This is a genomic window from Microbulbifer sp. A4B17 (genome assembly GCF_003076275.1).
In the GTDB taxonomy this organism is placed as follows: Bacteria; Pseudomonadota; Gammaproteobacteria; order Pseudomonadales; family Cellvibrionaceae; genus Microbulbifer.
In genome coordinates this window covers 740,038-767,037 of the sequence record NZ_CP029064.1, presented here as the reverse complement: position 1 = coordinate 767,037, position 27,000 = coordinate 740,038, and the positions used below count along the sequence as shown (strand labels likewise).

23 protein-coding genes are annotated in these 27,000 nt (G+C 47.5%); 17 read left to right on the top strand and 6 right to left on the bottom strand.

Features of this window, described 5'->3' with window-relative positions; translation table 11 throughout:
* Positions 1–4: 4 nt before the first annotated feature.
* Both BTJ40_RS03435 and BTJ40_RS03430 read right to left on the bottom strand, forming a co-directional pair.
* Positions 5–1,165, bottom strand: a complete 1,161-nt coding sequence (locus tag BTJ40_RS03435) for an SO2930 family diheme c-type cytochrome (protein WP_202862852.1) — start codon at positions 1,163–1,165, stop codon at positions 5–7.
* The gene (locus BTJ40_RS03430; RefSeq protein WP_108731781.1) at positions 1,155–2,450 is read right to left on the bottom strand and encodes a parallel beta-helix domain-containing protein; all 1,296 of its coding nucleotides are present in this window, start codon (positions 2,448–2,450) and stop codon (positions 1,155–1,157) included. Before BTJ40_RS03430 ends, BTJ40_RS03435 begins: the two co-directional genes overlap by 11 nt.
* A 219-nt stretch (positions 2,451–2,669) precedes the next feature.
* Between BTJ40_RS03430 and BTJ40_RS03425 the strand changes: the two genes are divergently transcribed.
* Positions 2,670–3,188 (top strand): hypothetical protein, encoded by a 519-nt coding sequence (locus tag BTJ40_RS03425; protein WP_108731780.1) that lies wholly within the window; start codon positions 2,670–2,672, stop codon positions 3,186–3,188.
* Here BTJ40_RS03425 and BTJ40_RS03420 read toward each other — a convergent pair.
* The 3 genes from BTJ40_RS03420 to BTJ40_RS03405 all read right to left on the bottom strand — a co-directional run bounded on the left by BTJ40_RS03420 (position 3,185) and on the right by BTJ40_RS03405 (position 6,299).
* Positions 3,185–4,120 carry an alpha/beta hydrolase gene (locus BTJ40_RS03420; protein WP_108731779.1) on the bottom strand — a complete coding sequence of 312 codons (936 nt, stop codon included), beginning with the start codon at positions 4,118–4,120 and terminating at the stop codon, positions 3,185–3,187. The two genes, BTJ40_RS03425 and BTJ40_RS03420, sit on opposite strands and share 4 nt — an antisense overlap.
* A 169-nt stretch (positions 4,121–4,289) precedes the next feature.
* Positions 4,290–4,892: a Yip1 family protein gene (locus BTJ40_RS03415; RefSeq protein WP_108731778.1), complete on the bottom strand. Its 603-nt coding sequence runs from the start codon at positions 4,890–4,892 to the stop codon at positions 4,290–4,292.
* A 342-nt stretch (positions 4,893–5,234) separates the two neighbouring features.
* A complete protein-coding gene (locus BTJ40_RS03405; protein WP_108731776.1) occupies positions 5,235–6,299 on the bottom strand; it encodes a branched-chain amino acid aminotransferase in 1,065 nt (354 codons plus the stop codon).
* Positions 6,300–6,918: 619 nt separating this feature from the next.
* Here BTJ40_RS03405 and BTJ40_RS03400 point away from each other — a divergent pair.
* From BTJ40_RS03400 to glpQ, 16 genes are all read left to right on the top strand, one after another.
* Positions 6,919–8,217 carry a tetratricopeptide repeat protein gene (locus BTJ40_RS03400; RefSeq protein WP_108731775.1) on the top strand — a complete coding sequence of 433 codons (1,299 nt, stop codon included), beginning with the start codon at positions 6,919–6,921 and terminating at the stop codon, positions 8,215–8,217.
* A gap of 173 nt (positions 8,218–8,390) precedes the next feature.
* Positions 8,391–9,566 carry a hypothetical protein gene (locus tag BTJ40_RS03390; RefSeq protein ID WP_157953868.1) on the top strand — a complete coding sequence of 392 codons (1,176 nt, stop codon included), beginning with the start codon at positions 8,391–8,393 and terminating at the stop codon, positions 9,564–9,566.
* A 17-nt stretch (positions 9,567–9,583) separates the two neighbouring features.
* Complete coding sequence (locus tag BTJ40_RS03385; RefSeq protein WP_238152120.1) at positions 9,584–10,804, top strand: hypothetical protein; 1,221 nt, start codon at positions 9,584–9,586, stop codon at positions 10,802–10,804.
* Between the two features lie 101 nt (positions 10,805–10,905).
* On the top strand, positions 10,906–12,462 hold the full coding sequence (locus tag BTJ40_RS03380) for a hypothetical protein (protein ID WP_108731772.1): 1,557 nt from the start codon (positions 10,906–10,908) through the stop codon (positions 12,460–12,462).
* Positions 12,463–12,737: 275 nt separating this feature from the next.
* Positions 12,738–14,828, top strand: a complete 2,091-nt coding sequence (locus BTJ40_RS03375) for an SUMF1/EgtB/PvdO family nonheme iron enzyme (RefSeq protein WP_108731771.1) — start codon at positions 12,738–12,740, stop codon at positions 14,826–14,828.
* 9 nt (positions 14,829–14,837) lie between these two features.
* On the top strand, positions 14,838–15,047 hold the full coding sequence (locus BTJ40_RS03370; protein WP_108731770.1) for a hypothetical protein: 210 nt from the start codon (positions 14,838–14,840) through the stop codon (positions 15,045–15,047).
* A 24-nt stretch (positions 15,048–15,071) separates the two neighbouring features.
* A complete protein-coding gene (locus BTJ40_RS03365; protein ID WP_108731769.1) occupies positions 15,072–15,866 on the top strand; it encodes a MotA/TolQ/ExbB proton channel family protein in 795 nt (264 codons plus the stop codon).
* Between the two features lie 37 nt (positions 15,867–15,903).
* On the top strand, positions 15,904–17,208 hold the full coding sequence (locus BTJ40_RS03360) for a hypothetical protein (RefSeq protein WP_108731768.1): 1,305 nt from the start codon (positions 15,904–15,906) through the stop codon (positions 17,206–17,208).
* Positions 17,198–18,280, top strand: a complete 1,083-nt coding sequence (locus tag BTJ40_RS03355; RefSeq protein WP_108731767.1) for a VWA domain-containing protein — start codon at positions 17,198–17,200, stop codon at positions 18,278–18,280. Before BTJ40_RS03360 ends, BTJ40_RS03355 begins: the two co-directional genes overlap by 11 nt.
* Entirely contained in the window at positions 18,277–19,281 is a 1,005-nt protein-coding gene (locus tag BTJ40_RS03350; RefSeq protein ID WP_108731766.1) for a VWA domain-containing protein, read from the top strand. Before BTJ40_RS03355 ends, BTJ40_RS03350 begins: the two co-directional genes overlap by 4 nt.
* A gap of 23 nt (positions 19,282–19,304) precedes the next feature.
* Positions 19,305–19,967: a hypothetical protein gene (locus BTJ40_RS03345; protein WP_108731765.1), complete on the top strand. Its 663-nt coding sequence runs from the start codon at positions 19,305–19,307 to the stop codon at positions 19,965–19,967.
* A gap of 12 nt (positions 19,968–19,979) precedes the next feature.
* On the top strand, positions 19,980–20,642 hold the full coding sequence (locus tag BTJ40_RS03340; RefSeq protein ID WP_108731764.1) for a hypothetical protein: 663 nt from the start codon (positions 19,980–19,982) through the stop codon (positions 20,640–20,642).
* 28 nt (positions 20,643–20,670) lie between these two features.
* A complete protein-coding gene (locus BTJ40_RS03335) occupies positions 20,671–22,134 on the top strand; it encodes a M48 family metalloprotease (RefSeq protein WP_108731763.1) in 1,464 nt (487 codons plus the stop codon).
* A gap of 101 nt (positions 22,135–22,235) precedes the next feature.
* On the top strand, positions 22,236–23,867 hold the full coding sequence (locus BTJ40_RS03330; RefSeq protein ID WP_108731762.1) for a long-chain fatty acid--CoA ligase: 1,632 nt from the start codon (positions 22,236–22,238) through the stop codon (positions 23,865–23,867).
* A gap of 589 nt (positions 23,868–24,456) precedes the next feature.
* On the top strand, positions 24,457–24,876 hold the full coding sequence (locus BTJ40_RS03325) for a hypothetical protein (RefSeq protein ID WP_108731761.1): 420 nt from the start codon (positions 24,457–24,459) through the stop codon (positions 24,874–24,876).
* Between the two features lie 196 nt (positions 24,877–25,072).
* Complete coding sequence (gene glpQ, locus BTJ40_RS03320) at positions 25,073–26,161, top strand: glycerophosphodiester phosphodiesterase (protein WP_108731760.1); 1,089 nt, start codon at positions 25,073–25,075, stop codon at positions 26,159–26,161.
* A gap of 46 nt (positions 26,162–26,207) precedes the next feature.
* Here the strand turns inward: glpQ and BTJ40_RS03315 are convergent, their stop codons facing one another.
* Positions 26,208–26,987, bottom strand: a complete 780-nt coding sequence (locus BTJ40_RS03315) for an enoyl-CoA hydratase (RefSeq protein WP_108731759.1) — start codon at positions 26,985–26,987, stop codon at positions 26,208–26,210.
* Positions 26,988–27,000 lie beyond the last annotated feature (13 nt).

The following is a 27,000-nucleotide window of genomic DNA, read 5'->3' as shown; positions in this document are numbered from 1 at the left end:
GTAATTAAGTGCAGCTCCCCGATAAAGAGCTCACCCACTTCTCTAGCAGTTCAGCGCCTTCTGCATGCACGATACTTCTCCCCAACTCCGGCATCATAGCCCCAGGAGCCGTGGACTCTACACGAAAGTTCAGAATCGAACTTTCAGGCTTTCCCGGCACTATTGCAAACAGATGACCTCCGCTGCCTGTACCAGCAGCGATAGGTGGCTTGCAAAGTCCCAGCTTGCGCCAGTCAGTTTCCCCATAGTGAAGCATTAACCCTGAAGTATCTGCCGGCCCCGTGGGGTTATGGCAATGGCCACAGTTAATATCCAAATAAGCTCTGGCACGGTCCTCCAGTGGCGCAGAGTGATCGTAAATACTGGCATTTTTTGGCAAACTATCCAGTTCAGGTACACCATGTAAATAGCCTTTCTTTTGCCAAAAGAGCAGCTGATTCTCTACACCACTGAAGTAGGGATAATCCTTATTCAAATGACGGGCTTTTGGTCCCAAAGGGGAAATGGCTTTATCGGTAAACTTTTCTGCATGGCAGCCAGCACACTGATTGGCATCAGGCACAACATAGGTTAATTCTTCTCGATGGCCGTTCAGGCTGACCAATTGAAAGCCTTTTGCCTCTCCAGCAATCTCCAGGGTTGCCTCAGTTTGTTCCTCATTCCAAACATACGGCATGGCCTGCCAATTATCTTCCCTGCGAACTAGAAGACGCGTTTCAACAAGGCGAACTCGATTAAGGTCGAGAGCCTCACCAAAGCGCCCTTCGACATAGTCGCCAGAGAAATCATTAGTGCGAAGAATCGCGCCACTGCTATCTAGCGGATAATAGAATGTCTTACTTAAAACAGTACCCACCGGATAATCAAAATGATCTTCACCATAAGCAACAGAAGTACCCTCAGGCACCCAAACTGTCCTAAATTTATGCGCGTAATCTGAGAACAAACCTGTATTGAGGTCGTAGGGTAATGCCCTTTCAGTGGGGTAAAGTGCACCTTTATCCGATTTCAATATATTCCAGGCACTAAGGTTCTCAGGTATCGCCTCTGCCGGGAATAACTGAACATCTTTTTTATACGGATCACAACCCGAGAGGATAACCAATAATAAAGATCCAAAAACTCTCAGGGCAAACTTCATAACTATCTGCTTGTTACTCTTCATTATCAGCCTCTAATACGGCCAAATGGTCTGCGCCATTTCGCTCTATATCAAAGTCCAAAACTACCTTGCTTAACTTATCTAAATGACAAAGGTGAGGGGCTATATCAGTAGATATATTCTTATAATCATTACCAAAATCTACATTTATAATACCGGCTGTTCCGTTATCAATACAAACCTTTAAATCCTGAGGAATTTCACCATCAACAAGCTTATTTTGATTGACAACACCATCCCATAGAATATCAGGTAGCGCACCTGAGATACCAAACATAGCCAATTTAAGAGCTTTCAACTGTAGATGATCTGGTGAAGTGCCACCACCGGTAAAACTATTATCATAAATATAAATTCCCTCAGGATAGGGATCAAAATCTGCCTGCGTGGATTTATCACTATAGTAACCTGCCGTGAAATAGCTGCTAATTAGTATATTAGCGGTATTGTTATCGGAAATATCATTTCCAAATATCTCCACCCGATCATTCGAATTTATTACTATCCCAGAACCTGCAGGCACTGCTGCAACAGGCGTTCCCTCATGGCCAAAATTATCAGTATTATTATTCTTTATCTGGTTATTGTAGATGCGTGTACTATGACCCGGCTGAGGGAGGTTCGGCATATTAAAAACAAGAACCCCTCCGGTATTATTAATGGCAATATTATTGTAAACGTCCGCACCAATTGTATTTTCTACCTCAATGCCCGCTACGTTAAATTCTGCACGGCTATTGCGAACAATAACATTCTGCGATTGACCGACATAAATACCCGCGTCAGAAGCCCCAATAGCTACGACACCATCTATTAAAGTATTTTTAGTCTGAACCGGGTAAATGCCATAAGCCCCATTTTTGGTCGACGGACCATTAGTCCACTCGACCCGCACTTCCCTGATAATAATATTCTCGCCTTCATTAACTTTTAGAGCATCTCCTACGGTGTCCTCAATAGCCAGACTTTCAATAGTAAAGTCACTGGCATTAACCAAAATCCCCTCAGCACCCTGGATCTGCCCTTTAAAAGAGAGGATACTTTTATTCATACCCGCACCACGCAGCGTTACTCCATCGACATTCAGGGACAAGCTGCGATTTATTTGAAACCTCCCTTCAGGAATAGTGATAACATCTCCAGCTTTTGCAGATATCATTTTTTTCAACAGCTGCTTTTGAAAGTCACCATCGCTGAACTTACTATCACCTCTGGATTCATGCCCTTCTGAACACCCGTAAAACATCGCTAAAACCAGAATCACTCCCATAAACGCCAAAGTCTTCATAGCCACACCTTTTATATAAATTATTGTAAACAGCGCTATCTAGCCTTTAAATTGGCACATATGTACCAATTTAAAGGTAAAAACTGGACTAAAAACACTCTTTGATACTATCCAACCAACAACCTGGCATCAAGGCACTATTATTGATACAAAAGATTATTCTAAAGGTTGACTTAAACGCCAAAACCTCAAAAACGCAAATACAGCAATGAATTCAAAATGGCAAACACTTTAATTAAAAAGTCTCCAGAACTGCTGTTCCTAACCTACCTACTCTGCATACCAAACGCCGCCTCCGAAACAATATCCATACAAGTATCCGCGGATAACGGGTCAACCATCCACACAAAACAGGCTCTCAAAGAAAATGCACTCAGTGATGGGAATGAGGCTATTTATATAAAAATGGCACCAAATCAATTTCAAGCGATAAAATGTGAAGGTCCCTGGGGGGCGATAAAGTACAAAAAACCCATGATTGAAGGGCCAGGTTTCAAGCTCTACCAAAATGATCAACAGCTGATCATCCAAGTAATTGAGCATAGAGTTATTAGTGCCGACATAGTGATTAATTCCATGGACATTCAATGCATTGACACTGAGCCTAAACAGACAATTAACTCAATAGCAGAGATAGTAATCGAACGATCAATAAGCTCGGAGGAAACATTGGTTTTTGATAATGGCTACAAATTATCTTACCAGTATTTCATTATTGAAAAAGACAATAAAAATTAGTCATTCAAGAAACTGTTCATACTTGAATATACTTTTGCACACTCACTCTTCACCATATCTTCGAGAATAAGAAACGGATGGATCATATCGGAAAAATGAACATTTTCGGATCTAACTCCAACCTCCTCAATTTTTCGGTAGTAAATATCTCCAGTATCCCGGTGCGGGCAAAATTCTACAGTAAAAACCAATGTTTCAGGAAGCGCTGCAGTAAAATCCATAAATAGAGGGGATGCTTTTTTCCTACACTGCGCTTCATTGAAGTACTGCCCCAGATACCAAACAGATTTCCTTGCCTCAAGAAAATAACCCACAGCATTCTCTTCATGAGATCTCAAATGCATTGTGTAATCGAGAACCGGATAGATTAAAACCTGCTTTTTAATCTTCACGCTGTAATCAAATTGGGCTAAGTGAGATATTGTGGCTGCCAATGCTCCACCTGCAGAGTCTCCAGCTACCGACAAGCTGGGTTGATAATACAAACCCAGCCTGTCCAGTGCCGCCCAAACTCCCATAATTGCTGCATAGCAATCGGCTACCGCATTTGGATAACGATTCTCAGGAGCCAATCGATACTCTGGCGCAACAACAATATGTCGGGTCTCACGGGCAATTTTTCGGCAAATGGGGTCAAATGAATAAACATTACCCGCTACATGGCCACCACCGTGGAAATAGACGAGAACAGGTAAAACCTCATCGGGATAAGGCACAAAAACTCTTACAGGTACATCGTACCCAGAGGCATAAATAATGCCATCACCTACCGACGCCACCTCAGGTATATCCGTCACATACTTGGCGATCAGCTTTGCCGTTGACTCTCGAACATTGATGGGGCTGAATTCGAAGCCCTTAGAGTAAAGCTCCTTCATAGAGCTGTTGTATTCATCAAGAAACTCGGAAAGGCGGTCATTAACTTTACGCATTTTCGCTACAACCAGGATAGAAGAGGCTTCGCCGTACCCAAGAACAAAACTAATTCATCGGGTACGACTTTGACAGCTTGTATCCCACCGCGAAAACGGGCTTGGATGGCTCACTATGAAACGTCTAAACCGACGCTAACTCCTTCGACAGCAACGAAGCCCAAGCCACTCAGGAGGAGTAAAAGACAGGTGCAGATACATAGCTCCAGAATAGAACTGTAGCAACCATAACAATGACTGCCATGACGAGCGACACCGTAATAATTGCACTGGCAAATAGAAAGCCACGCTCTTCAGAAACTCCCATAACAATAGGAATTCCCAGATAAAGCAGGTAGACAGCATAAGCAACGGCAAGCGTTGCAAGCAATATGTCCAACCACAATACAGGATAGATCCCTGCAACTCCCACAATAAAAATCGGTGTCGCAGTAAAACCTGCCACAACAACGCCTTTAAGCGGGTGAGTTTCAGCCCCGTAAGTCTTCGCCATCCAATGGATAAAATAGCCGATAGCAGTTACAGCCAAGACCATTGTGCAATAAAATACAGCGACCAATTCCAAAGCACTTTGGGCAGTAATTCTCACCGGGTCGCCGCTGCCAATCGTCCAGCCGACCTGTGTCGTACCAAAATACCAGGCAGCGGCTGGCAGTAATGCCAGAACGATGACATAAGGGACTTGTCTTCGCAGATTACGTTCAGAGAGACTGCCAATAAGCTGCCACTGTCTACGTGGTTGCAGCATAAGGCCAAGCATATGGGTCAACATCTCGTTATCCTCAACTGTGCAAGGAACCGTAAGCGAGACCTGTTAGCTCAAATTGATCTTGGAACTGCTGGTCAAAATGAGGTGTACCGCAAGAAGGCCACTCTCAAGCTCCAATTTATTTCTTATTTAACCACATCACTTTTAGGTGTTAAGGTCGCTCAAGTCAACAAACCTAATAAAATTGGCGGAAATGTTTACGCGAACGTTTCGCTTGGAAACAGATAAATAAAGGATACTGCTACAAAAAAACCCGTGAAGGATAAAGCAGAAACTGTGGCAGGAAAATTCTAAGCTATAAACCCAGGCAATCGCAGAAACTGCCTGGGGAAGAAAGTTTAATACTTAGACAATGGGTTCAACAGAGTGCATCCACCCATAAATATCTTCAGAACGCCCTTCCTGAATATCCAATAGCGCTCGTCGTAAATGTCCAGCTACCGGGCCGGAGGCATGTGATAGTTCGTACTCCCTGTCACCATCACCAATGACACTGATAGGACTGATAATTGCCGCAGTGCCGCAAGCAAATGCCTCGCTACAGTCACCAGAGGCTATTTGCTCCAACAGCTCATCAATGGGGATGGCTCGCTCAACAACCTTGTAACCCAACCCCTCTGCCAGCTGGATAAGAGAATAACGGGTAATTCCCTCTAGAATTGAGCCATTAACAGCTGGGGTATATACGCTGCCATCAATGACAGCAAAAAAGTTCATACCGGACAGTTCATCGATACTCTGCCGGTTGGATGGGCTCAACCAAAGCGACTGGTCATAACCACGCTCTTTTAGGCGGCCAATGCTCAGTAGGGAGCTGGCGTAGTTTCCACCAACTTTGGCATCCCCGGTTCCTCCCACAGCTGCCCTGGCGTCTTCCCGCTCAACCCACAAGCGCATATTGCCGGAGTGGTAGGCCTCAGAGGGACTGGCGATCACATAAAACTCATAGGCATTACTCGCTGAAACAGTTAAGTCCGGCTGGGTTCCCATTAAGAAAGGGCGCAAGTAGAGAGACTCACCACTATTGTTGGGGACCAGACCCGCGCAGTATGCCGTGACAACGCGGACACCATCCAGGAACAGGGACTCAGGAACCGGAGGCATACACAAGCGCTTAGCTGAATATGCCATTCGTGCAGCATTCATTTCGGGTCGGAATAATGCAGTCCCACCTTTAGCAGTGCGATAGGCTTTCATTCCCTCAAAGCACGACTGGGCGTAGTGAAGTACCTTAGCGGCAGGGTCGACTGTCAGAGGCGCATAGGGGATCAACTCTCCACTACTCCAGCAACCATCCTGCCAAATGGCGCGAAACATTACTGGTGCCATGGCGGTTCCAAAGCCCAGCTTCTCGGGGACTTCATAGCCTCGAAGGCTCACTGCGATCTCTGGATCGATATAGATACTCACTGAACTCTCCTCTGAATTCCAATCAGCTGATTATGGCGCTTGTTACGCTACAATCCAAATGGATGAACCTCTGATACCCCAGTAGCAGTAATCTACACCCAAATTCAGCGCACTTGTTAGGATAATAATCCACCGTTTTTCTCTATAGCTATGCTGATATGGTGCTGTCTCCTACCGGTGCACTCACCTCACACTCCTGGCAAGTCGTCATATCAAACCTAGTCAACAAATTTTTGGCATCTGCTTACAGTCCTCAAACCCTGCTTTGCACTTCCAACTGCTAAACCAAAAGGGTGGTCACAGGCACGCTGGCGCAACGAGCATTAGGTGGCTGAAGCACCCGCCGCGTCTCCCTTGTTGGCACTTAGTGCTAGCTATACTGACTAATACGCGGCCAGGTACGCACTCATAAGCATCCAGTCGCGCCGTCACTGTGAGCTTGAGGATATCCCCTCAATGCGCCCAGGGTCGAGAGAACCACATCCAGGAGAGAACTTCCGCGGTACTCGCTGTTGTAGTGAGCGAGCGGAAAAGAGACCCAAAAACTGTCAGATGGAGGCCCAAGCCTCTGCTGTTTAGTTTTGGGTAATGCCAAATATGAAACGGAAGTGGTTCAATCGTGACACAGATAGATACCAGCAATTCCTTTGCTATCGGCTTGATGTTTATGGCCACAGCACTGCTGTGTAATGGCGCCTTTGCCGACGATGGCGCACCTGTGGCAGCCCAAACTAACGCGCCCCCCAAGGCCTTTATTGAAGCCGCCTCCAAACCACTAAAGAAAACTCCACGACAATTGAGGCCTTCCGAAGCTGTAGAGAATTACCGCGAGCGCATTGAAGAGCTTGAAGCCCAATATGGCGCCTATGGCGCGGGTATTGACGAACAGCTATTAGGGCTGGCGACCGCCTTACAAAAAGCAGGCGCTCACGAGCAGGCAGTGAGTGAATTTCGCCGTGCAATGCTAATTAACAGGGTAAATGAAGGGCTCTACTCCCTGAATCAAATCCCCATGATCAAGCGCTTAATCGAGAGTCAAATAGCGCTCAACCAATGGGAGGAAGCGAACGACAACCAGCAATACCTTTACTGGCTGTACCAGAAGAATTATGGGGAAAAAGACCCCCGCATGCTGCCTGTCATTAACAACCTGAGTCGCTGGCATTTACAAGCCTACGTAGAGGAAAAAGGGGATACGCTATTTGAACACTTGATTAGTGCAACCAACCTCTACAGCTTGGCGGTAGATATTATTACCAAGAATTTCGGTTCCTCCGACCTGCGCCTTGTAGATGCCCTGCGCGGACTAAAAGCAACTAATTACTATCTCGCCACCTACAAAGGCGAACCCAACGCTCCAGTTATTATCAATGCCAGCTTTGGCGGTAGTGGTCCCAACTCGCACCAGCGCACAAAGTTGGATCACTACCGAATGAAAAGTTTTAATACTGGGAAAAAAGCCATTACCCGTATTGTTGATGTTTACCAAAGAAATCCCAAATCTCCACCAGCAGCTTCAGCAAAAGCCAAAGTTGAACTCGGCGACTGGTACATGATGTTTAATAAGTGGCATTCTGCACGCCAAACTTATGGTGAAGCCTATAAGTCACTTTGGGATAACGGTGCGACTAATGATGAAATAGAGGACATTTTTGGAAGGCCGGTAGCTCTCCCCGCCCTACCCGTTCTGGAGTCAGACAGCAAGGCCCTGGCCAATTCACGAATCACTGTTTCATACGATGTCACCGCTTTTGGTAAGGCGAGGAATATAAAGATCTTAAGGGCTTACCCATCCGACAAAGTGAAGTTCCGCTCAAAAGTCAGAAATATTCTAAAACGCGCCAAATTCAGGCCGCGGTTTGAAGATGGAGAGCCGGTGGAAACTCGCGGAATCGTTCAGCGCTTTGTATTCGACTGAAAAACCTATCACCACTGATACAAGCTCGCTGTGGAACCTACGCAAATAATCAAATAACAACTATTTTTAAAGTTCTACATTGAGCATTTGCTGATACCGGAAAAATACCAGTGGGGTTTCAGTATCCCCACAGGAATCCAGCCTTATCGGCAAACAGCCTAGGAGAGAAAGAGATGACACCTCGAGCAGTGGTAGAAAACATTCACCGCCACAGCTGTTTGTCGAAAGTACTGGTGCCTATTGCTTTGGCGGCAGTTTTAACCAGTGGATGTAAGAGCCAACAAACCCAGTCTCAGCCACCGGCATTGCCATCTCTGCCATCACCCAGTTCATCTTCCAGTTCTGCATCGCAATCGCAATCGCAATCACAATCGAGCAGCAGTAGCAGCTCACAACGGTCAAGCCAATCCGCGTCTTCGGCCAGTGGACAGCCAAGCAGTAGCTCCTCCAGGCAACCCAGTGCGAATATGCCAACAGCCAGATCAGAACAGAGCCAATCCAGCAGCAGCGGAAGTAGTGGATCAGAGTCGAGGGATCAGAGTTCACCTGGTGATCAGATGCCGGACCCAAATGGCGCCAGTGATTCCTCATCGCCAATTTATACTGATCCTAAGCAAACCAGCCAAAATCGGGAAATGCCTTCTGATCCATCATCCGGCGAAGATGGAACTCCTCCCGAGGAAATTGATTTTTCAGAGGAAGAGCAGTCATCCTCCAGTGCATCATCCAGTAATTCCTCTTCCAGCAGCAGCGCATCTAGTAGCAGTAGTAAGTCGGCAGCTAGCGGCGCTCCCGCCAGCAGTTCGGCTTCGGGGCAACCCGGTGGTGGCTCGCCTCGCTCCGGCAGTGCCCCCAATGAAGCTCCCGCTTCATCAGCTGATCGCGTTGCTGAATTAGAGGGCCAGTTTGAGTCCACTATGGTCAGCTATGACGGCATGATTTTGAGAGAGCGTGACTTTGTAAAAAGCAGACCGGGATCGGCCTCAGGCGAGAAGGAAGAAGAGGCAATGGATGAAGCACCCCCGGCAGGAGAATCACTGGAAGACCTGATTCAATCTGCTGAAGCCGAAATTCCACCGCCTCCCAACGCCGGCCCTACATCTGGCAATGGACCGAAGAACAATAATTCCAGCGGTCAAATTACCGGCCCCGGCCTGCCTGCCCCTGGCCGTAAAGGTGAATTTGACCACAGCAGTTCACAGACGGTTGTACCCGCTGATATACCCAGTGGCACAGATGATGACGTCGTAGCTCGACAGATTCGTGAGGCTGCCACACGTGAAACTGACCCCGAACTGCGCGAGAAACTTTGGGAAGAGTATCGCAAGTATAAAAGTGCAACGCAGTAGCCTTGGAGAACGCCGATATGTCGACCAATCAAAGCGCTCCCCCTGTTAAGGATCAGTTCATATTACGAACCCTCGTATTTTTACTCACCCTCGTTGCAATCAATGGATGTACCACCACTGAGGTCAGAACCACCGCCTTCACTCCCCTGACGATCGAAGACAACAATGTTCCGGAAGAAAGGCTATTGGATGTGGGAGTCATACAATTCAATCCCGGACTCGACACAGCACAAGCCGATGAAGATGAGCTTGTTTTTCCAGAACTTCGTCAGGCTGAATCCCGCTATATGGCCGTCACCCTCGCAGATTCATTGCAATCCAGCCTTGGCTGGGGGGCAGTCAGAGTTATACCTTCAGAGCGCACTAACATTGATGTCACCGTATCTGGACGTATTCTTCAATCCGACGGGGAAAAGCTAACGGTGGAAATCACTGTTTCCGATTCCCGCGGACAGCTATGGTTTACCAAGGAGTATTCAGAAAACGCGTCCCACTACGCCTATGATCGAAAGCACCCTACAGAGGGTGATGCCTTTCAGGGAATCTACAATCGTATCTCCAACGATATGTTGAATTATCGAAAAAACCTTACAAATCAGCAGATATTAGAACTGCGCACAATTTCCGAAATGCGTTTTGCGCAGGATTTTTCTCCTCAGGCATTTAATCGATACTTAACTCAAAGTGCTGAAGGTGTCTACTTTTTGAGTGCCCTGCCCGCCGAAGATGACCCCATGCTACAGAGAGTGAGAAAAATCCGGGAAAGAGATTACCTGTATGTCGACACCCTGCAAGAGTATTACGGCACTTTTGCCAAAAGTATGGAGGTTCCCTACCAGGAATGGCGCGCTCGGAGCTATGAAGAAGTCAGGGAAATGCGCGAGCTAAAACGCAAAGCTCGTAATCACACCATTGTGGGAGCCGCTGCAATTATTGGAGGTATTGCCGCAGCTGGAGCCGGCGCTGGAAGTGCCAGAGCTGCGGGACAAGTTGGAATCGGTGCCGGAGGCTATCTTGTTAAGAGCGCATTTGACCGGCAATCAGATGCAAAAATGCACCTGGAAGCATTACAGGAACTGGGAGACTCTATTGAAGCAGAGGTAGAACCTCAAATTGTTGAGCTGGAAGATCGTACTATCACCCTTACAGGGACAGTTGAGAATCAGTATCGGCAGTGGCGGGAAATTTTGAAAGAAATCTACGAAGCCGAGACCGGTGCAGTCAGTAACAGTATTTAAATTACTTCAGAGGTACCCAAACACACACTAATCAATGTGATTAGTTATTACAGAATACCCAACATCTTCACTGGGTCACTGAATAACACGGCGGAATCACTATGCAGCACCGCGATAATTCCAAGGAAGATACAGTTCATATAGAGCCCGCAGAATTTACATTCGGCGGAGAGGACAGCTCTAGATCCCCCAAACAAGCTACTGCCAGCGCACTAGCCCAAGACAAGCGAAATTCCTATTGGCCAGCTTTTCTCGGTGTCTTTATGCTAATCGCTCTAGTCGGCGTTTTTTGGGGGCTCCCTCAAGTCGTGGAGCCACCGAAGCGCTCTCCCAATAAAGTCGCCACAATAGCAACCAGCAGCGGTGCTCCAGATGAGAGTACCCAAGCATCACCTTATACCGATGCAGAGATAATGCAACAGCGCCGGGAGGTTCAAAAGGTTCTTCAAGAGATTCTTGAAATAAAAGAAGAGCTTAAAGATAGAAAGGTAGAGATATGGGCTTTTGAAGAGTTTTACTCTGCTGAGGATCTGGCACTTAAAGCCGATGAAATCTATCGAAAACGCAATTTTATGGCAGCCCTTGAAAAATATCGGGAGTCACTACAAGCCTTGGAGTACCTAAAAAATAGTATTCCCGAACGTATAGAAAGGCATGTCAGTGAAGGCAATCGAGCTTTGAGTCATGGAGATAAAGACTCTGCCAATGATGCATTCAAAATGGTATTAACCATATCAGATAACCATCCCAGGGGTCTAAAAGGCATTGAGCGAGCCGACAAGCTTCCACTATCCTGGTGGCATTTTACCCAAGGGTCTAGGGCATTTAACGAATCCAAACTGGATTATGCCCAGGAGCAACTCAAAAAATCTCTCTCAATAGATTCAGAGATAACTGCTGCACAAGATCTATTAGCAAAAGTTGAAAGCGCAATTACAGAAAGGGATTATCAAAGTGCAATGTCATCTGGCTACAGTGCAATTGCCGAGGAAAAGTTTGAGTCTGCAAAATCTTATTTCCACCGAGCAAAAAAATTAAAGCCTACGGCAAAAGCTCCAGATATTGGCCTGGCACAGGCGCAAAATGAAGCCGACAGAGTACAAATTGAAAAACTGCTTCAGCAAGCCCGCACTGAAGAGACCAAGGAAGAGTGGCACAGTGCCCTTAAAAGTTATACAGATCTCATCAAAAAGGACTCTAGCTTAGTAGCGGCCATAACCGGCAAAGCGAGAGCTGCTGCCAGAGCCAAACTGGATGATCAGCTGCAAGACCTAATCCAAGATCCACTGACCCTTGGTGAGGGCAAGAGAAACTATTTTGCCCGCCAGGTGCTTACTGACGCCCGCAAACTCGGTACTCAAACCCCCAGGCTGCAAAGACAAATTGAAGATCTTGAAAATGCACTGACACAAGCGTTGATCCCACTACCAGTTAAATTCAAGTCGGATCGCAGTACCAGTGTCACCATATACCATGTGGGAAAACTAGGTAATTTTGATCAAAGAGAAATCGCACTTAAACCAGGGCGGTATATCGCTATTGGTACTAGAGAGGGGTATCGGGATGTGCGTCGTGAATTTATCGTGAAGCCAGGTAAATCCACAATAGAAGTCGTCATCCAGTGTGCCGAAAAAATAAACAGTGCCAATAATAGTTAAATGAGAGAACCCGGTCAGTAACGCAAACTCTAAAACTTAGATTTTCGTAATGATCTGCGGTTTAGAACAGACACCTCGTTGAGCCGAGCGAAACGAGGTGTTCTGTGACAAACACCTCCTAAATCCCCATGCAGATTGCGCCAACAAGCTAAGCTTTCTGCAGATAGGAAATTGTGTACCCGCCTTTGGCCAGGCCGCTATCGCGTAAAAGCTTAATGTGCCAAAACCAATACCGTTGCGAAAAATCTATAAGTACCAGCAATAGGGAAACATAAATGACAGTGAAGGAAGCAGTCCCTGTCCAGGGTGAAAAACCACCGGTACAAAAGCAAAGCCTTATTGAACCAGTTGGCTTTACTCCGGTACAAATAAAGTCTACCCGCGCGCGACTCTTTCTTTCCAAGCGAGCATTGATTGTCGCTGGTTGCCTTTTATTAGCTATTTTTGCACTCACCTACCTTATTTTCGCCCGATCATTAATATTTGATACCAACCCACTTGATGCCCGAATTAAGATCAGCGGGTTCGCTATTCCTCTGGGCGATGGACATTTGGTTTTGCCCGGTAACTACCGGTTCACTATCAGCGCCGAAGGTTATTTACCCCAGAGTGGAGAAGTTGAAGTAAAATCTGAGGGACACAGTCGCCACTCTATTTCCCTGGAAAAACTGCCCGGCCACTTGCAGGTGAACACAACTCCTCCTGTGCCAGTAAAAATCCTGATTAATGGCCGAGAAGTACCCAATAAAGACGGTCTGGTGGAAACTATTAATGCCGGACCAATGCGCGTGACCATCTTATCGGACCGGTACCTGCCATTTACTCGCGAAATTAATATCGAAGGTCTCGACAACACTCATACACTGGAGGCCACTCTTAGACCGGCCTGGGCCAATATCACCATCAGCAGCAACCCTTCTGGAGCCACAGTCGCCGTCGAGGGAAAAGTCCTCGGCAGAACGCCCCTGACCACAGAGTTGGTTCAGGGGGACAGAACCGTATCCATCTCTCTTCCGGAACATAAAACTGTCGATGTTCCTGTTGCTGTTACAGCCGGTGTTGATCAAACATTGGCAACCGTCAGCCTGGGACCCGCTGATGGACTTTTACGTGTGGTTACCACACCTTCGGGGGCCGGAGTTACGGTCAATGGAGAATTTCGCGGTCATACCCCACTAGAACTGGAACTGGCTTCCGGCCTAAGACATAGACTCCGCTTCTTCAAAGACGGCTACGCTTCTATTGAGCACACCATTGACCTTGGTGCTGGAACACAGCGAGACCTGAATATTAACCTCAATGCTGTGTACGGCAGGGTTCACGTGAGCAGTGTGCCACCGGACGCGGAGGTCTATATCGACGGCCAATACGCCGGGAACAGTGGGCAAACATTTAACCTACCTGCCCGCAGCCACAATATTGTCGTGCGCAAACAAGGCTACCAGGAATTTGATACTCGCGTCATTCCCAGTACCAAACTGGAGCAAACTGTCAGAGCGGTACTGCTGACTTCCGAGCAGGCTCGCTGGAGAGAAATCCCCTCAACTCTGCGCCACGCTGCTGGCGGCACTATGAAACTTATGCGCCCCAACGCCGTATTTACCATGGGATCATCCCGCCGAGAACAAGGTCGACGAGCAAATGAGGTTATGCGTCAGGTATCTTTAAACCGGCCCTTTTATATTGGAACCACTGAAGTTACCAACCGGGAGTACCGACGCTTCAAACGTTTACATACTTCGAGCCATGTTAATGGTGTCAGCCTCGATAATGACAACCTGCCTGTTGTAAATGTCAGCTGGGTAGAGGCAGTGCTTTTTTGCAACTGGCTCAGTGAAAGAGACGGCCTCACTCCTGTCTACTTGACCGAAGCCGATCGTGTTGTTGGCTTTGATGGCGCAGCCAACGGCTATCGATTACCCACTGAAGCCGAGTGGGCCTGGGTGGCTCGCTACGACCAGGGCACCATGAAGAAATTTCCTTGGGGCAATGAACTACCCATAAAAAGCAATTCGGGAAACTACGCAGATACCACCGCCACAAAACTAGTTCCTGCAGTCCTTCGCACCTACAGTGATCGTTACGCAGCCACCTCACCGGTTGCCAGCTACAGTCCCAATGCTTTTGGTATCTATGACTTGGGCGGAAATGTCTCTGAGTGGATTCATGACCTATACACAATAGGAACCGGCTTATCCAGTCGTATCGAAGAGAATCCCGTGGGCCCACAAGATGGGGATTTCCATGTAATTAGAGGTTCCAGCTGGCGCCACTCAGGACTAACCGAGTTGCGCCTGTCCTACCGTGATTACGGGGAATCCGCTCGAAACGATATTGGCTTCCGACTGGCTCGCTGGGTGAATTAGGAGACTAGGATGAAATTTTTGTTACTGGCTTTCTCGGTTCTATTATTTAACCCCACACATGCCGAGGAAGAAGAGCAGCCTGAGGAAAATCAACAAACGGCAGCAATAATTCCCAAAAAAGAAGCACCAAATACAAAGGGTAAAAGTAATTCAGATGACTATAAGGCATCGGAAGAGATTTCCGAGGACTTATCAGTTTCCTTCCCTGTGGATATATAGAGATAGTTTCTTGAGATTATCACCATGAAATTTAAATCATCGGATTTTGTCTTCCAAGTCTTTGCTCTGCTGGGATCTATTATTCTGGTCCATGCGATTTATGTCGCCATTATTCGTCCCAATGCAGACGCGCTGATTGAAGAGCAGCTGGCAAGAGAAGCCGCGGGTGAAACCTATGTTCAACAGCGCTCCATTTATATTGTGATGCGTGACTATGAACAAGAGGCCTGCTTTGTTCTCATGCTGTGGGCAATGGCAATTATGGGGCTGAAAGCACACAGAAGTATTCGCGAAAGAAAGTTACTGGATAAAGCGCTACTTAACATAAGTGAAGGCACACCTATTCTACCCGAGGATACTCGTGATTTATCCCGCCCGATTCAGGCACTTCCAGAAGAAGAGCGACGATATTTAGTACCCAGAGCACTTCTCACAGCACTTCAGCGATTCGGCTCCACCAAAAATGTGGCCGCTGTTTCAAACTCTGTAAAAGAAGTCTGTGAAACCGAGGGGGACAGACTCGATTCCGAACTGGCTATGGTTCGCTATATTACCTGGGCCATCCCATCTATCGGCTTTATTGGCACGGTACGCGGTATCGGCGAGGCATTATCCCAGGCGCATCGCGCAGTGGAGGGAGATATAGCTGGGGTGACAGTTAGCCTGGGGGTCGCCTTTAACTCTACCTTTATCGCGCTGGTGATTAGTATCGTCATCATGTTTTTCACTCACCAGCTACAGCTCATGCAGGAGCGCCTGGTGTTGGATACACAAAACTACTGTGATAATCGCCTGTTGCGTTTTCTTAAAATCAGCTAGCGGTTTAATCTGAATAAGTCGTAGCGAGGAATAACCCATGGGACAAGGCGTCCTGGAAATAAACGACTGTGGACTACGCGTGTTTTCCAATACGAATGAAGTACTGGAAAGTCCCGGAATTGCTGTTATTGAGCCCAATAAAATTCATATTGGCACCTCAGCCCAAATGCGCGCAAGGAGTCATCCTACCCAGGTAAACAACCAGTTCTGGAGAAGATTGAGCCTGGAATCTCTGAAATCTGAAAACCAACGCTGTCGCCATCACGCGGATCTGGTCTACTGCCATCTCCAGGAGATTGCAGAGCACTGCGACCTGCCCGATGAAATTGTTCTCGCCGTCCCCGGTAATTTCACCCACGAACAACTGGCTCTGCTCTTAGGGGTTATCAAAGTCAGTAACATCAATATCGTAGGAATTGTTGATGCGGCAACAGCTTGTCTGGGCAACCTGGCCCCCGCCGGAACCCAGCTTCATATCGACCTGCAACTTCACCAGACATTGGTGACAAAAGTCGCAGTCGACAAGCAAGCCACGGTGAAAACGGTGGAAACCGTCGCCGACACAGGATTACACAACTTCCAGGAGTCCTGGGCTCGTGTGTTTACCGATGCATTTATTATGCAGTGCCGATTTGACCCTCTCCATTCGGCCGAGTCAGAGCAGCAACTCTATGATTTGATGCCCCAGTGGACTGATCGAGCCATGCGCCAGGGAGAGGTTTTAGCCGAACTCGATGATCGAACGGCAAAAGTCAGTCTGCGCCAGCTTCAGGATGCAACAACTCCTCTTCTCTCCCGCATTCGGTCAATGATCGAAAACCTGGAGGAAGGCCATAGCGTGAGTTTTATTTCACATCGCTGGGCTGATATTCCTGGGGGGATTCAGTTGGCCCAACGTGTACATTTACTCTCGAGAGATTCCATTGCCCACGCAATCAATCGTCGTTGGAGAGAGCTGCGCAGTGATAGCAACGCCTTAAAACTGATAAATTCTGTCAGTGCACTCCCCCCAGGTGAAGTCAAGGTACGTGTAGAAAAGTCCTCAGAGACAGTGGCCACTCACTTGCTTTTTGGCCACAAGGCGCTGGCGGCCCAGGAACCGCTATTTGTTTTCTGGCACGACGAGAAATTCCAGGTCACCCCAACCCCACCAGACCACCCAGCCGCTACAGTCACTAACCATGCCGGCAGACTGGCTTTGCGGGTGGATGCCGGAATTCAGCTCACACTCAATGGCAAAGAGATTGAGTCACCCGTTAATCTCAACGCCGGCGATATAATTGGAGTTGCAGATTATCAGGATGTGATAACTGCGATCAGCGTGGAGCGATATGGGGCGTAAAAAACGTCGTTTTTCCACATTCAGCCTTTCATTTCTCGACATTATGTCCTGTGGTTTTGGGGCTGTTGCATTAATTTTTCTTATCATCAAGCACGGCTCCGACCACCAGATTGAGGTAGAGACTGAAGATCTCAGTGCCGAGGTGAATCTTCTTGAGGAGGAGGTGGAGTTTGGGCAGGAACACCTGGTCCAAGCCAGAAATACCCTGGATATTGTCAGCGATGAACTGGTTGAGGCACAGGGACTTGCACGGCGCATTTTAGAGCAAATTGAGGAAACAAAAGGCAATATTGCTGAAATCGACAGTATTGATGAAGAAGAGGATATAAAGAGACTTCAAGACAAACTCAAGAAACTGGAACAGGCAAAAAAGAACCTTGAAGAGGAAAATAAAAAACTTGGCAATAATGTCCGCAAATTCGTCGGCGACGGTGACCGCCAATACCTCACCGGTTTGCGTCTGGGCGGTAATCGTATCCTGATTTTATTGGATTCATCCGCATCCATGCTCGGTGATAAGCTGATTAAAATAATACGCGCCCGCAATATGTCTTCCCCCGTCAAGCGAAAAACCGAAAAGTGGCGCAGGGCCGTTAGTACCGTCTCCTGGCTTACCGCACAGTTTCCCAGAGATAGCCAATACCAGATCTATACTTTTAATACCTCTTTTCGTGCCGTAATCGCCGGAACTGAAGATCGCTGGCTCAATGTGGATGATCGCGACCAGTTAGACCAGGCTATCAAGGAGCTTGATGAGGTTGTGCCAGAAAATGGCACCAGCCTGGAGAGAGTATTTAACGCTGTTAACGCTATGACACCACCGCCCGACAACATTATCCTCATCACCGACGGGTTACCCACCCAAGGGATGAATGCGCCAAGAAAACCTACCATTTCAGGTAGAGACAGGCGCACCCTGTTCAAGCGGGCTGTCAAAGTACTACCCAAGAATATCCCCATCAATGTAATCCTTGCCCCTATGGAGGGAGACCCCTTTGCAGCCAGTGAATTTTGGAAGCTGGCGATGCAAACCCAGGGTTCTTTCCTCGCACCTTCGAGGGACTGGCCATGATAGGAGCGCAGAAGAAGCGTCGCCAGGAAGAGTTCAGTATTTCCTTCTTGGATGTTATCTGCTGCGGATTTGGCGCAATCGTTTTGCTGCTAATGATTGCCAAAACCGCAGAGCCAATTGTACTTGAGGAAGCTGAAGTAGACCTCGAAGGGCAGGTTTTGGAACTGCAGCAACAGCTGGCGGAAATCCGTGGTGAAACCACTATCATCAACCGGGACCTCAACGCCAAGCGAGAGCAAATCGATATCGAGCGCAAAAGAATTGCCAATCTCCGCGGTGAGCTGGAAGCACTACAAGCAGAATTTGCCAGTAAAACCGAAGGGCAAAGTGAGGATGGGAAACTTAGAGGTGAGCTGACCATTGCACTGCAAACCATCACAGATGAAATGCGGCGCTTACTGGGTGAGAACTACCAGCGCAAAAATAATGTTATTGGCGGAATCCCTGTCGACAGTGAATATATCCTCTTCATTATCGATACCTCCGGCAGTATGTTTAATTACGGCTGGGACCGCATGATGGCGGAAATGGTCAACACCCTGGACCTATACCCCAATGTTAAAGGTATCCAGGTCATGAATGATATGGGGGACTATATGTTCTTCAATTATCGAAATAAGTGGATACCGGATACTCCAGGACGCCGACAGGCAATACTTAAGCGACTAAAATCCTGGAACCCGTTTAGCAATTCCAGCCCTGTTGAAGGTATTCAGAAAGCCGTCCGCAGCTTTTATGATCCCAGCAAGAAAATAAGTATTTATGTGCTAGGCGATGAATTCACCGGAAAGTCAATCCGAAGGGTTATGTTGGCTGTCGAGCGGGTGAATGCCAAGCACGGAGAGGGAAAGCGAAACATCAGAATCCACGCAGTGGGATTCCCGGTACAGTTCTCACGCCCTCCACACCTGCAAACTACAGGCTTGCGCTTTGCGGCCCTTATGCGCGAACTCACCTACCGAAATGGCGGTACTTTCGTGGGGTTGAATGATTTTCGCTAGTTGACCGATTCATGGAGGAACATATGAGGTATAGGGCGACTTCCTTTCGACATCTCAAGGCACTAATTCTAGTAAGCCTATTCCTGGGTGCCTGCAGTCATACCGTACAAGTGGACGGCAATTACCCAGCCCCGATAGGCGATCAATTACCATTAACTGTGGGATTTTACCTCAGTGAGGATTTCAAAAGTTTCACTTACAAAGAAGATAGTGAAGATCGCGAAGAATGGAATATAAGCACAGGCAGAGCTCAGAAAAATCTTTTTGAAACAGTATTGGGCTCCATGTTTACCGATACCGTATCTCTATCAAGTTACCCACAGGAGCTCCCCGCAAATATCGAGCTGGTGATAGTTCCGGAAGTGCGTGAGCTACAGTTCACCATGCCTAGAGAAACACGTGTCAATATCTTTGAGGTGTGGATTAAATACAACATGACTGCATTTGATCCCAACGGGGGGCAAGTTGCCAACTGGGTAATAACCGCCTACGGAAAAACACCCACTGCGTTTCTACAATCGCAAGAACAGGCATTGACACAGGCCATCAATATCGCCTTGCGTGATGCCGGAGCAAACCTCTATACCGGATTCGGAAATGTCCCTGAACTACAGGCTTTTCTCTCGGGGAAACGCCGGTCGCTATCACTGCGAGAAATCAAGGTGAAAGCTAAAAAGGCTGAATAGGAGGAGTAGACCGTGTTCAAGCCACTGTTAGTTGCAACGATAATCTTTATTAGCGGTTGTACCACTGTCGTAATCGATGAATATCGGCGCTCTGACGGAGAGCTTGCCGAAGGAGATTCCGTCGTAATCCTTGGCCGTCGCCACTCCAGTGAGTACGAGACAGAACCGGATTTAATTGCCTGTGTTGGGAGGGAATTACACAATCCAGAACTCGGCGTCAATATTATTCCAGAGCAAGACTTCGTCGATCTTATGTACCCCTGGTTTGAACCCAGGACAGCGCCGATGCACGTTCGCTCTCTCGATCGACTGATGGAGAATGAGAAGGTACGTGAGCGCATGGAAACCTACGGAGTGAAATATATTGTATGGATCGACGGCTCAACAGAAACCACCGACAGTGCCGGCTCTATCAGTTGTACCATTAGCACCGGGGGCGCAGGTTGCTTTGGTTTTGGAACCTGGGATAAAGAATCAGACTACGAAGCCGCGGTATGGGACTTCAGGGACCGCGAACTCTCCGGAAAGCTTAGTGCAGATGCCAAAGGCACCTCCTATATGCCCGCAATCGTGGTTCCAATTCCGCTTATCGCGAGAGTCCAGAATAATGCCTGTAAAGGAATGGCGTTACAGCTCCAGCAATTTCTAATGCCATCGGGAACACCCAGTTCGTAAAAAATAACGCTACGGGAGGCCAGGGGTAATGAAACTGATCGAACAGATTTTTGCCAGCATAATCCTGGTACTCATCGCAGGATGTGCATTTAATCCTGCTACCAATAAGCCAGACCTGGTTTTAATGTCTGAAGATAGGGAAATTTCCATTGGTAAGGAGATGCATGAGAAACTTATAGAGAGCACTCCAATTTATAAAGACCCAGTCCTCACCGCCTACGTTAATCATGTCGGTCAAAAAGTTGCCGCTGGCAGCGACAGGCCTGATATCAAGTACCATTTCACAATCATTGACAGCCAGGATATCAACGCATTCGCTCTTCCCGGTGGGTATATCTATATCAACCGGGGCCTTCTGACTTACCTGCACTCTGAAGCTGAAATGGCAGCCGTACTTGCCCATGAAATTGGCCACGTTACTGCCCGTCATGCAGTTAGGCAAAAAACAGCTGCTACCGGAGCCAGTGTTGTATCTGTTCTGTCAGTTTTAGTTACCGGTAGTGGCGTGGTTGGGGATGTTGCAAACCTTTACAGCACTGCCGCAGTGAAGGGCTACGGCCGGGAGATGGAACTGGAAGCTGATCGCTTCGGGGCCCAGTATATGTTTAACGCGGGTTACGACCCACAAGCCATGATCAATGTTATTGGCCTACTAAAGGACCAGGAAACTTTTGCCCGTCGCCGGGCCCGTATCGAGGGCAAAAAGCCTCAAACATATCACGGTGTTTTTGCTTCGCATCCCAGAAACGACCTTCGCCTGCAGGAGGTCGTCAACGCGGCCGGTCAACTTCCCCAAGAAAACAAAGAGACCAAGGTTGAATACTATCGGGAAAAGACAGATGGGCTGGTGTATGGACAAAATACACAGCAGTCCACTAAAAATCGCTACAACCACAAACGACTGGGCTTCTCCCTTCTATTTCCCGATGGCTGGCAGGTAGAAAACCAACGCTCAGCCATCGTAGGTTCAGCACCAGATAAAAGTGCAAAAATTACCATTACGGTTAACCAACGGGATGGCAACCAACCCGCCGATATGGCGCTACGCTCAGAATTCGATCTCCGCAAACTGGAACAAGATGAGAAACTCAATCAATATCGGCTTGAGGGCCATACCGGAAAAATTTCGCCCCTGGAAAAAGAGGCAGCAGATCCAGACAGAATTGCAGTAATTTTCTATGGAAGCCGGCAATTCGTCCTGCAGGGAAAGATCACAAGCAATGAAGACTCTGACTCGGAAGCTCTTGATAAATATGACAATTTATTCCTAACTAGTATTAGGAGTTTTAGGCCGCTGCGACAATCAGACATCGTAGAAGAAAAGGACATTAAGCGCTTGCGCTACGTGCAAGCAAATGAAAAAACCACCTTTTCCTCTCTGGCAAAACATATGGAAATCGGCGAATATGCAGAGGAACAATTACGCCTGCTAAATGGCTACTACCCCCGAGGAGAACCCGAACCCGGGGAATGGATAAAGATCATTCAGTAGTTTTATAAGAATCAGCCTCTTATCCTTTTTCTTCTGCCCTCCTGAAACTCTGGAGAGCTAGTGTCTATCTACAAATAAAAGATAATAATAAGGAGCAAGCGATGAATGGTATGATGATGCAATCCCAGCTCATCCTAACTGGTATTATGAAGCATGCACTGAACAACTCACCGGATGGTGAAATTGTTTCAATTACGCTGGATAATCCCGATTTCCGTTATAGCTATCAACAGGCTTTCGAACGAGCTTCACAGTTGGCATATGCACTACAAAAGCTTGGCGCCAATAAAGGGGATCGAATTGGTACTCTCGCCTGGAATGATCACCGGCATTTTGAACTCTATTACGCAACTTCCTGTAGCGGTCTTGTTTGCCACACCATTAACCCCAGGCTCTTTCCTGAACAAATATCTTATATTATTGAGCACGCCGCAGACCGATGGTTGTTTATTGATCCACTATTTATGCCCCTAATCGAATCCCTGGCAACACACCTGGGGTCCATACAAGGTATCGTTGTGCTGACTGATAAAGCACATATGCCCAACACTACTTTGAGCAATGTTTACTGCTATGAAACATTGATTGCAGCAGAGCCTTCTGAATTCCACTGGCCGGAGTTAGAAGAAGAATCTGCAGCAGCACTCTGTTACACGTCCGGTACTACAGGCAATCCCAAAGGAGTACTCTATTCCCACCGCTCACTTATGCTGCATACCTACGGCGTACTGATGCCTGATGTCTTTGCGATCAGGAGAGATGAAGCCATATTGCCCGTTGTTCCCATGTTTCATGTCAACGCCTGGTCGATACCCTATGCGGCGCCGGCCGTTGGAGCAAAGCTCGTATTGCCTGGTCCCAAAATGGGATGCGGAGAAACACTGAGTAAATTAATCAAAAAGGAATCCGTTACTATCGCTGCCGGCGTTCCAACGGTTTGGCTTGCACTGCTTAAATACCTTCGAGAGAGTGAAGAGACCCTACCCAGCCTTAATAGAGTAGTTGTCGGTGGATCGGCATGCCCCTGGAGTATCATGGAGGAGTTCGAACAAAAGCATGAGGTTTACACCCATCACGCCTGGGGCATGACGGAAATGAGCCCACTGGGAACCTACAATGCCCGCATACCTGGAAAGCTCCCCAAAGAAGAGGCACAGGCCCTCAGACTCAAGCAAGGCCGACCGGGTTTTGGGGTTGAGATGCGAATTGTAGATCCCGAGGGGAATACGCTGGCACAAGACGGACTGGCTTTTGGCGCTCTACAGGTACGTGGCCCCTGGGTCTGTGAGCGCTATTACCGATCCAATGAGTCGGCGCTTACTGAGGACGGCTGGTTTGATACTGGAGACGTTGCTACGATTGATGCTGACGGCTACCTGACTATCACCGATCGTACCAAGGACGTAATCAAGTCAGGCGGCGAGTGGATTTCCTCTATTGAGCTGGAAAATTTTGCCATGACACAGGCGGGAGTGGCAGAAGCTGCCGTCATTGGGGTTGCTCATGAAAAATGGGCTGAGCGCCCTCTCCTTATCGTTGTTCCCTCCGAGGGGAAAATGGTAAAAACTGAGGAGATACTGGCATCCTTTAAAGGGCATTTTGCCAACTGGTGGATCCCCGACGATTGTGTCATTGTTCAAGAGATCCCCCATACGGCCACAGGTAAAGTCAGTAAAAAAGACCTTAGGGAAGCTTACTCTGACTACCTATGGCCTCACGAAGCAACCGTATAAAACCTGGCAAGCAAAGGGGGCACTCATAGTAAAGCGACAAGACATAAACAGTCAGCGTTTACATGCATTGAGCTACCCCCAATTTTGCACAGCACTGAAAAATTATTGCCTACAAATGCTCAGCACCCGAGCAGTGCTGGAACGCCCAGGCTATATTGCAGATTACCTTCTTCACCAAGGCTCCAGACAAGTGCTTTGGCCAACAGTTCCGGGCTACACTATAAGTCAAAGCCAAGCCCGACACAGAGCGCCATTTTTCATTAACCTTCTTCGTTCTACCGTACCGACTAACTTGACTGACTCCTTGTCACCGGTTGATCCGAGGTCCGCTTGCTCGTTAGGCCTTACTGAGTATCAGGCCTTCATCTCCAGTCTTTTATCGACTTTTCTCGGCACCAGAACATCCAGAATTGTCTAGAATCATCATGTGTAGAAACATCTGTCTATGGATACCCAGAAATGCTTCAGTTCATGTGAGGGGGTTAACAGGAAATTAACACTTTTTTACACCGAATGGCACTTGTTTACAATGTAACCACTACCATACCCCTCACAGTAACGGTATTTAATCATTAACGAGGAAGTCACAATGAAGAAGTTATTCAGTTTGGTAATCACTGCAATAATTGCTATTTCCACAAACACTGCAGTTTGGGCAGAGAATGATCGCGACGTCCAACTTACGGAGCGCCTGGAGACAACCAAAGCCAGACTCAACCTTTCTGAAGAGCAGGTAGAAAAAATCACGCCGATTCTGGAAGCAAGCTATAAAGAACGCGGTCAAGTACTTGCAAAGTATGGCATCAATATAGAAAGTCCCGGAGGCGCTCTTCAAAAGATGAGTTTTCGCGAAAAGCGTCAAATGGCCAAAGAAATGGCCGCTATCAAAGAGTCTGTTCTTAATAAAATGTCTGCCATACTAACTGACCAACAATTATCAGAATTCAAGAAAATTCAAGAAGAAAGCAGTGCAGCCTTCAGAGCTAAGCTTCAAGAAGGTAGAAATTAAAGCACTTAGCCATACATGATATCGATTAGATAAACGAAAAAGTCTCTGAATAATTCTGCGATCACTCAAAGGGACTTAAAGGCTGCAATAGTTGAGCTCCTCAAATCCCGACTCGGCCAAGCTATTGTATCCCTTTATCTCCCTGTCACATTTATTTGCTAGAAAGTGCCCACAACTCATCAAGGGCGTTTTCTATATGTTTAAAAAGCTTCTCTCATTAGTGTTGATTGGCTTTTCTGTAGCTGCGACACTAACCTGCGCTGACAATATTGATCACAGAAATAAACAAACTATTGTGGTGGCTCATAGAGGTGCCTCTGCCTATCTGCCTGAGCACACCCTAGAATCCAAAGCTCTGGCTTACGGTATGCGTCCAGACTATATCGAGCAAGATCTGGTACTCAGTAAAGATGACCACTTGATCGTAATGCACGATATTTACCTCGACAGCGTAACTAATGTCGCTGAGGTTTTTCCAGAGCGTGCTCGTACTGACGGCCACTTCTATACCATTGATTTTACTCTCGCTGAGCTGAAGCAGCTTCAGGTATCAGAACCCTTTGTAGATAGTGAGGATGGACTACAAGCAAAATACCCTGAAAGGTTTCCAATATGGAAGTCCAGTTTCAGGCTGTCCACCTTTGAAGAGGAACTGGAATTGATCCAGGGACTTAACCGTTCTCTGGGCTACGATATTGGTATCTATCCAGAAATTAAAAAGCCCTACTTCCACCACTGGGAAGGTAAAGATATTGCCTCAATAGCTCTGCAAACGTTAAAGAAATACGGCTATACCAACCGCAATCAAAAGGTTTTCTTTCAGTGCTTTGATGCGGAAGAACTCCAACGTGTTAAATATGAACTGATGCCCTCCATGGGAATGGATCTATCGCTAGTTCAGTTAATTGCAGCCACTGACTGGGGTGAAAAACTGATTGAAGTCAATGGAAATATCGAAAAATACAATTACGACTGGATGTTGGAGCAGGGCGGATTGCGTAAAATCGCCACCTACGCAAATGGGATTGGCCCCTGGTATCCTATGCTGATGGAAGTAGAAGATGGTCAACCGAGGGCCAATGGTGTTGTCCGCCGAGCACACCGCAGACAACTAGAAGTTCATCCCTATACTTTCCGAGCCGATAAAGGCAAGGTCCCCGAAGAGTTTGATAGCTTCGAGCATTTCCTTCATTTCGCCGTATACCAGCTGCGTATTGACGGCCTCTTTACCGATCACCCGGATAAAGCCGTCGACTACCTTTCCCGAGGGCGCAGGAGTCACTAAAAAGTTGATTCCAATAAAAAAGGCCGCATGATGCGGCCTTTTTTATTCAATTAAACTTGGAAAAATCTGCCGGCCTCTTTTCCATAAAGGCTGTAGCAGCCTCCTTAAATTCATCAGAAGCAAGGCGTTCCTTAAAGTAACGACCTTCATCCTGAATAAACTCCAACCCTTTCTCTTGGGTCGCTCTACGCAGTAACTGCTTGGTTAAGCGAACAGCTGCCGGGGCTTTTTTGGCCAGCTCAGCTGCAGCTTCACGGGCTCGCACTATCGCCTCCTCAGGTGCGACCGCTGCATTACAAATACCGATTTCAACCGCTTCCTGGGCGCTAAAACGCTTACTTAGTAGCAGTAATTCTGAAGCCTTGGCATGACCGGCAATACGCGGAAGCAAATAGCTGGAACCGTATTCTGGGCACAACCCCAGATCCACAAAAGGCATCTGGAACATGGCATCGTTTCCTGCAAAAGACAGGTCACAATGTAAAAGCATCGTAGTGCCAATACCTACCGCCGGACCGTTCACTGCAGCAACCACCGGCTTGGGAAAATGGTAAAGAGCACTCATAAACTGGAATACGGGAGACTCTTCCCCTTCAGCAGAGCCGCCAAGGAAATCTGTCAGATCATTGCCGCTGGTAAATATACCTTCTGCTCCAGTAATGATCGCAACACGAACGTCTGGATTAGAAGCTGCACTATTCAGCAACCCTGCCATCTCGGTATACATGGCCATAGTCAGGGCATTTTTGCGCCCGGGCCGGTTTATCGTAATTTCGAGGATACGGTCCTTGAGCTGAGCCTGAATCTCCGCACATTCGCTTTGCATAATGTTCTCCGGG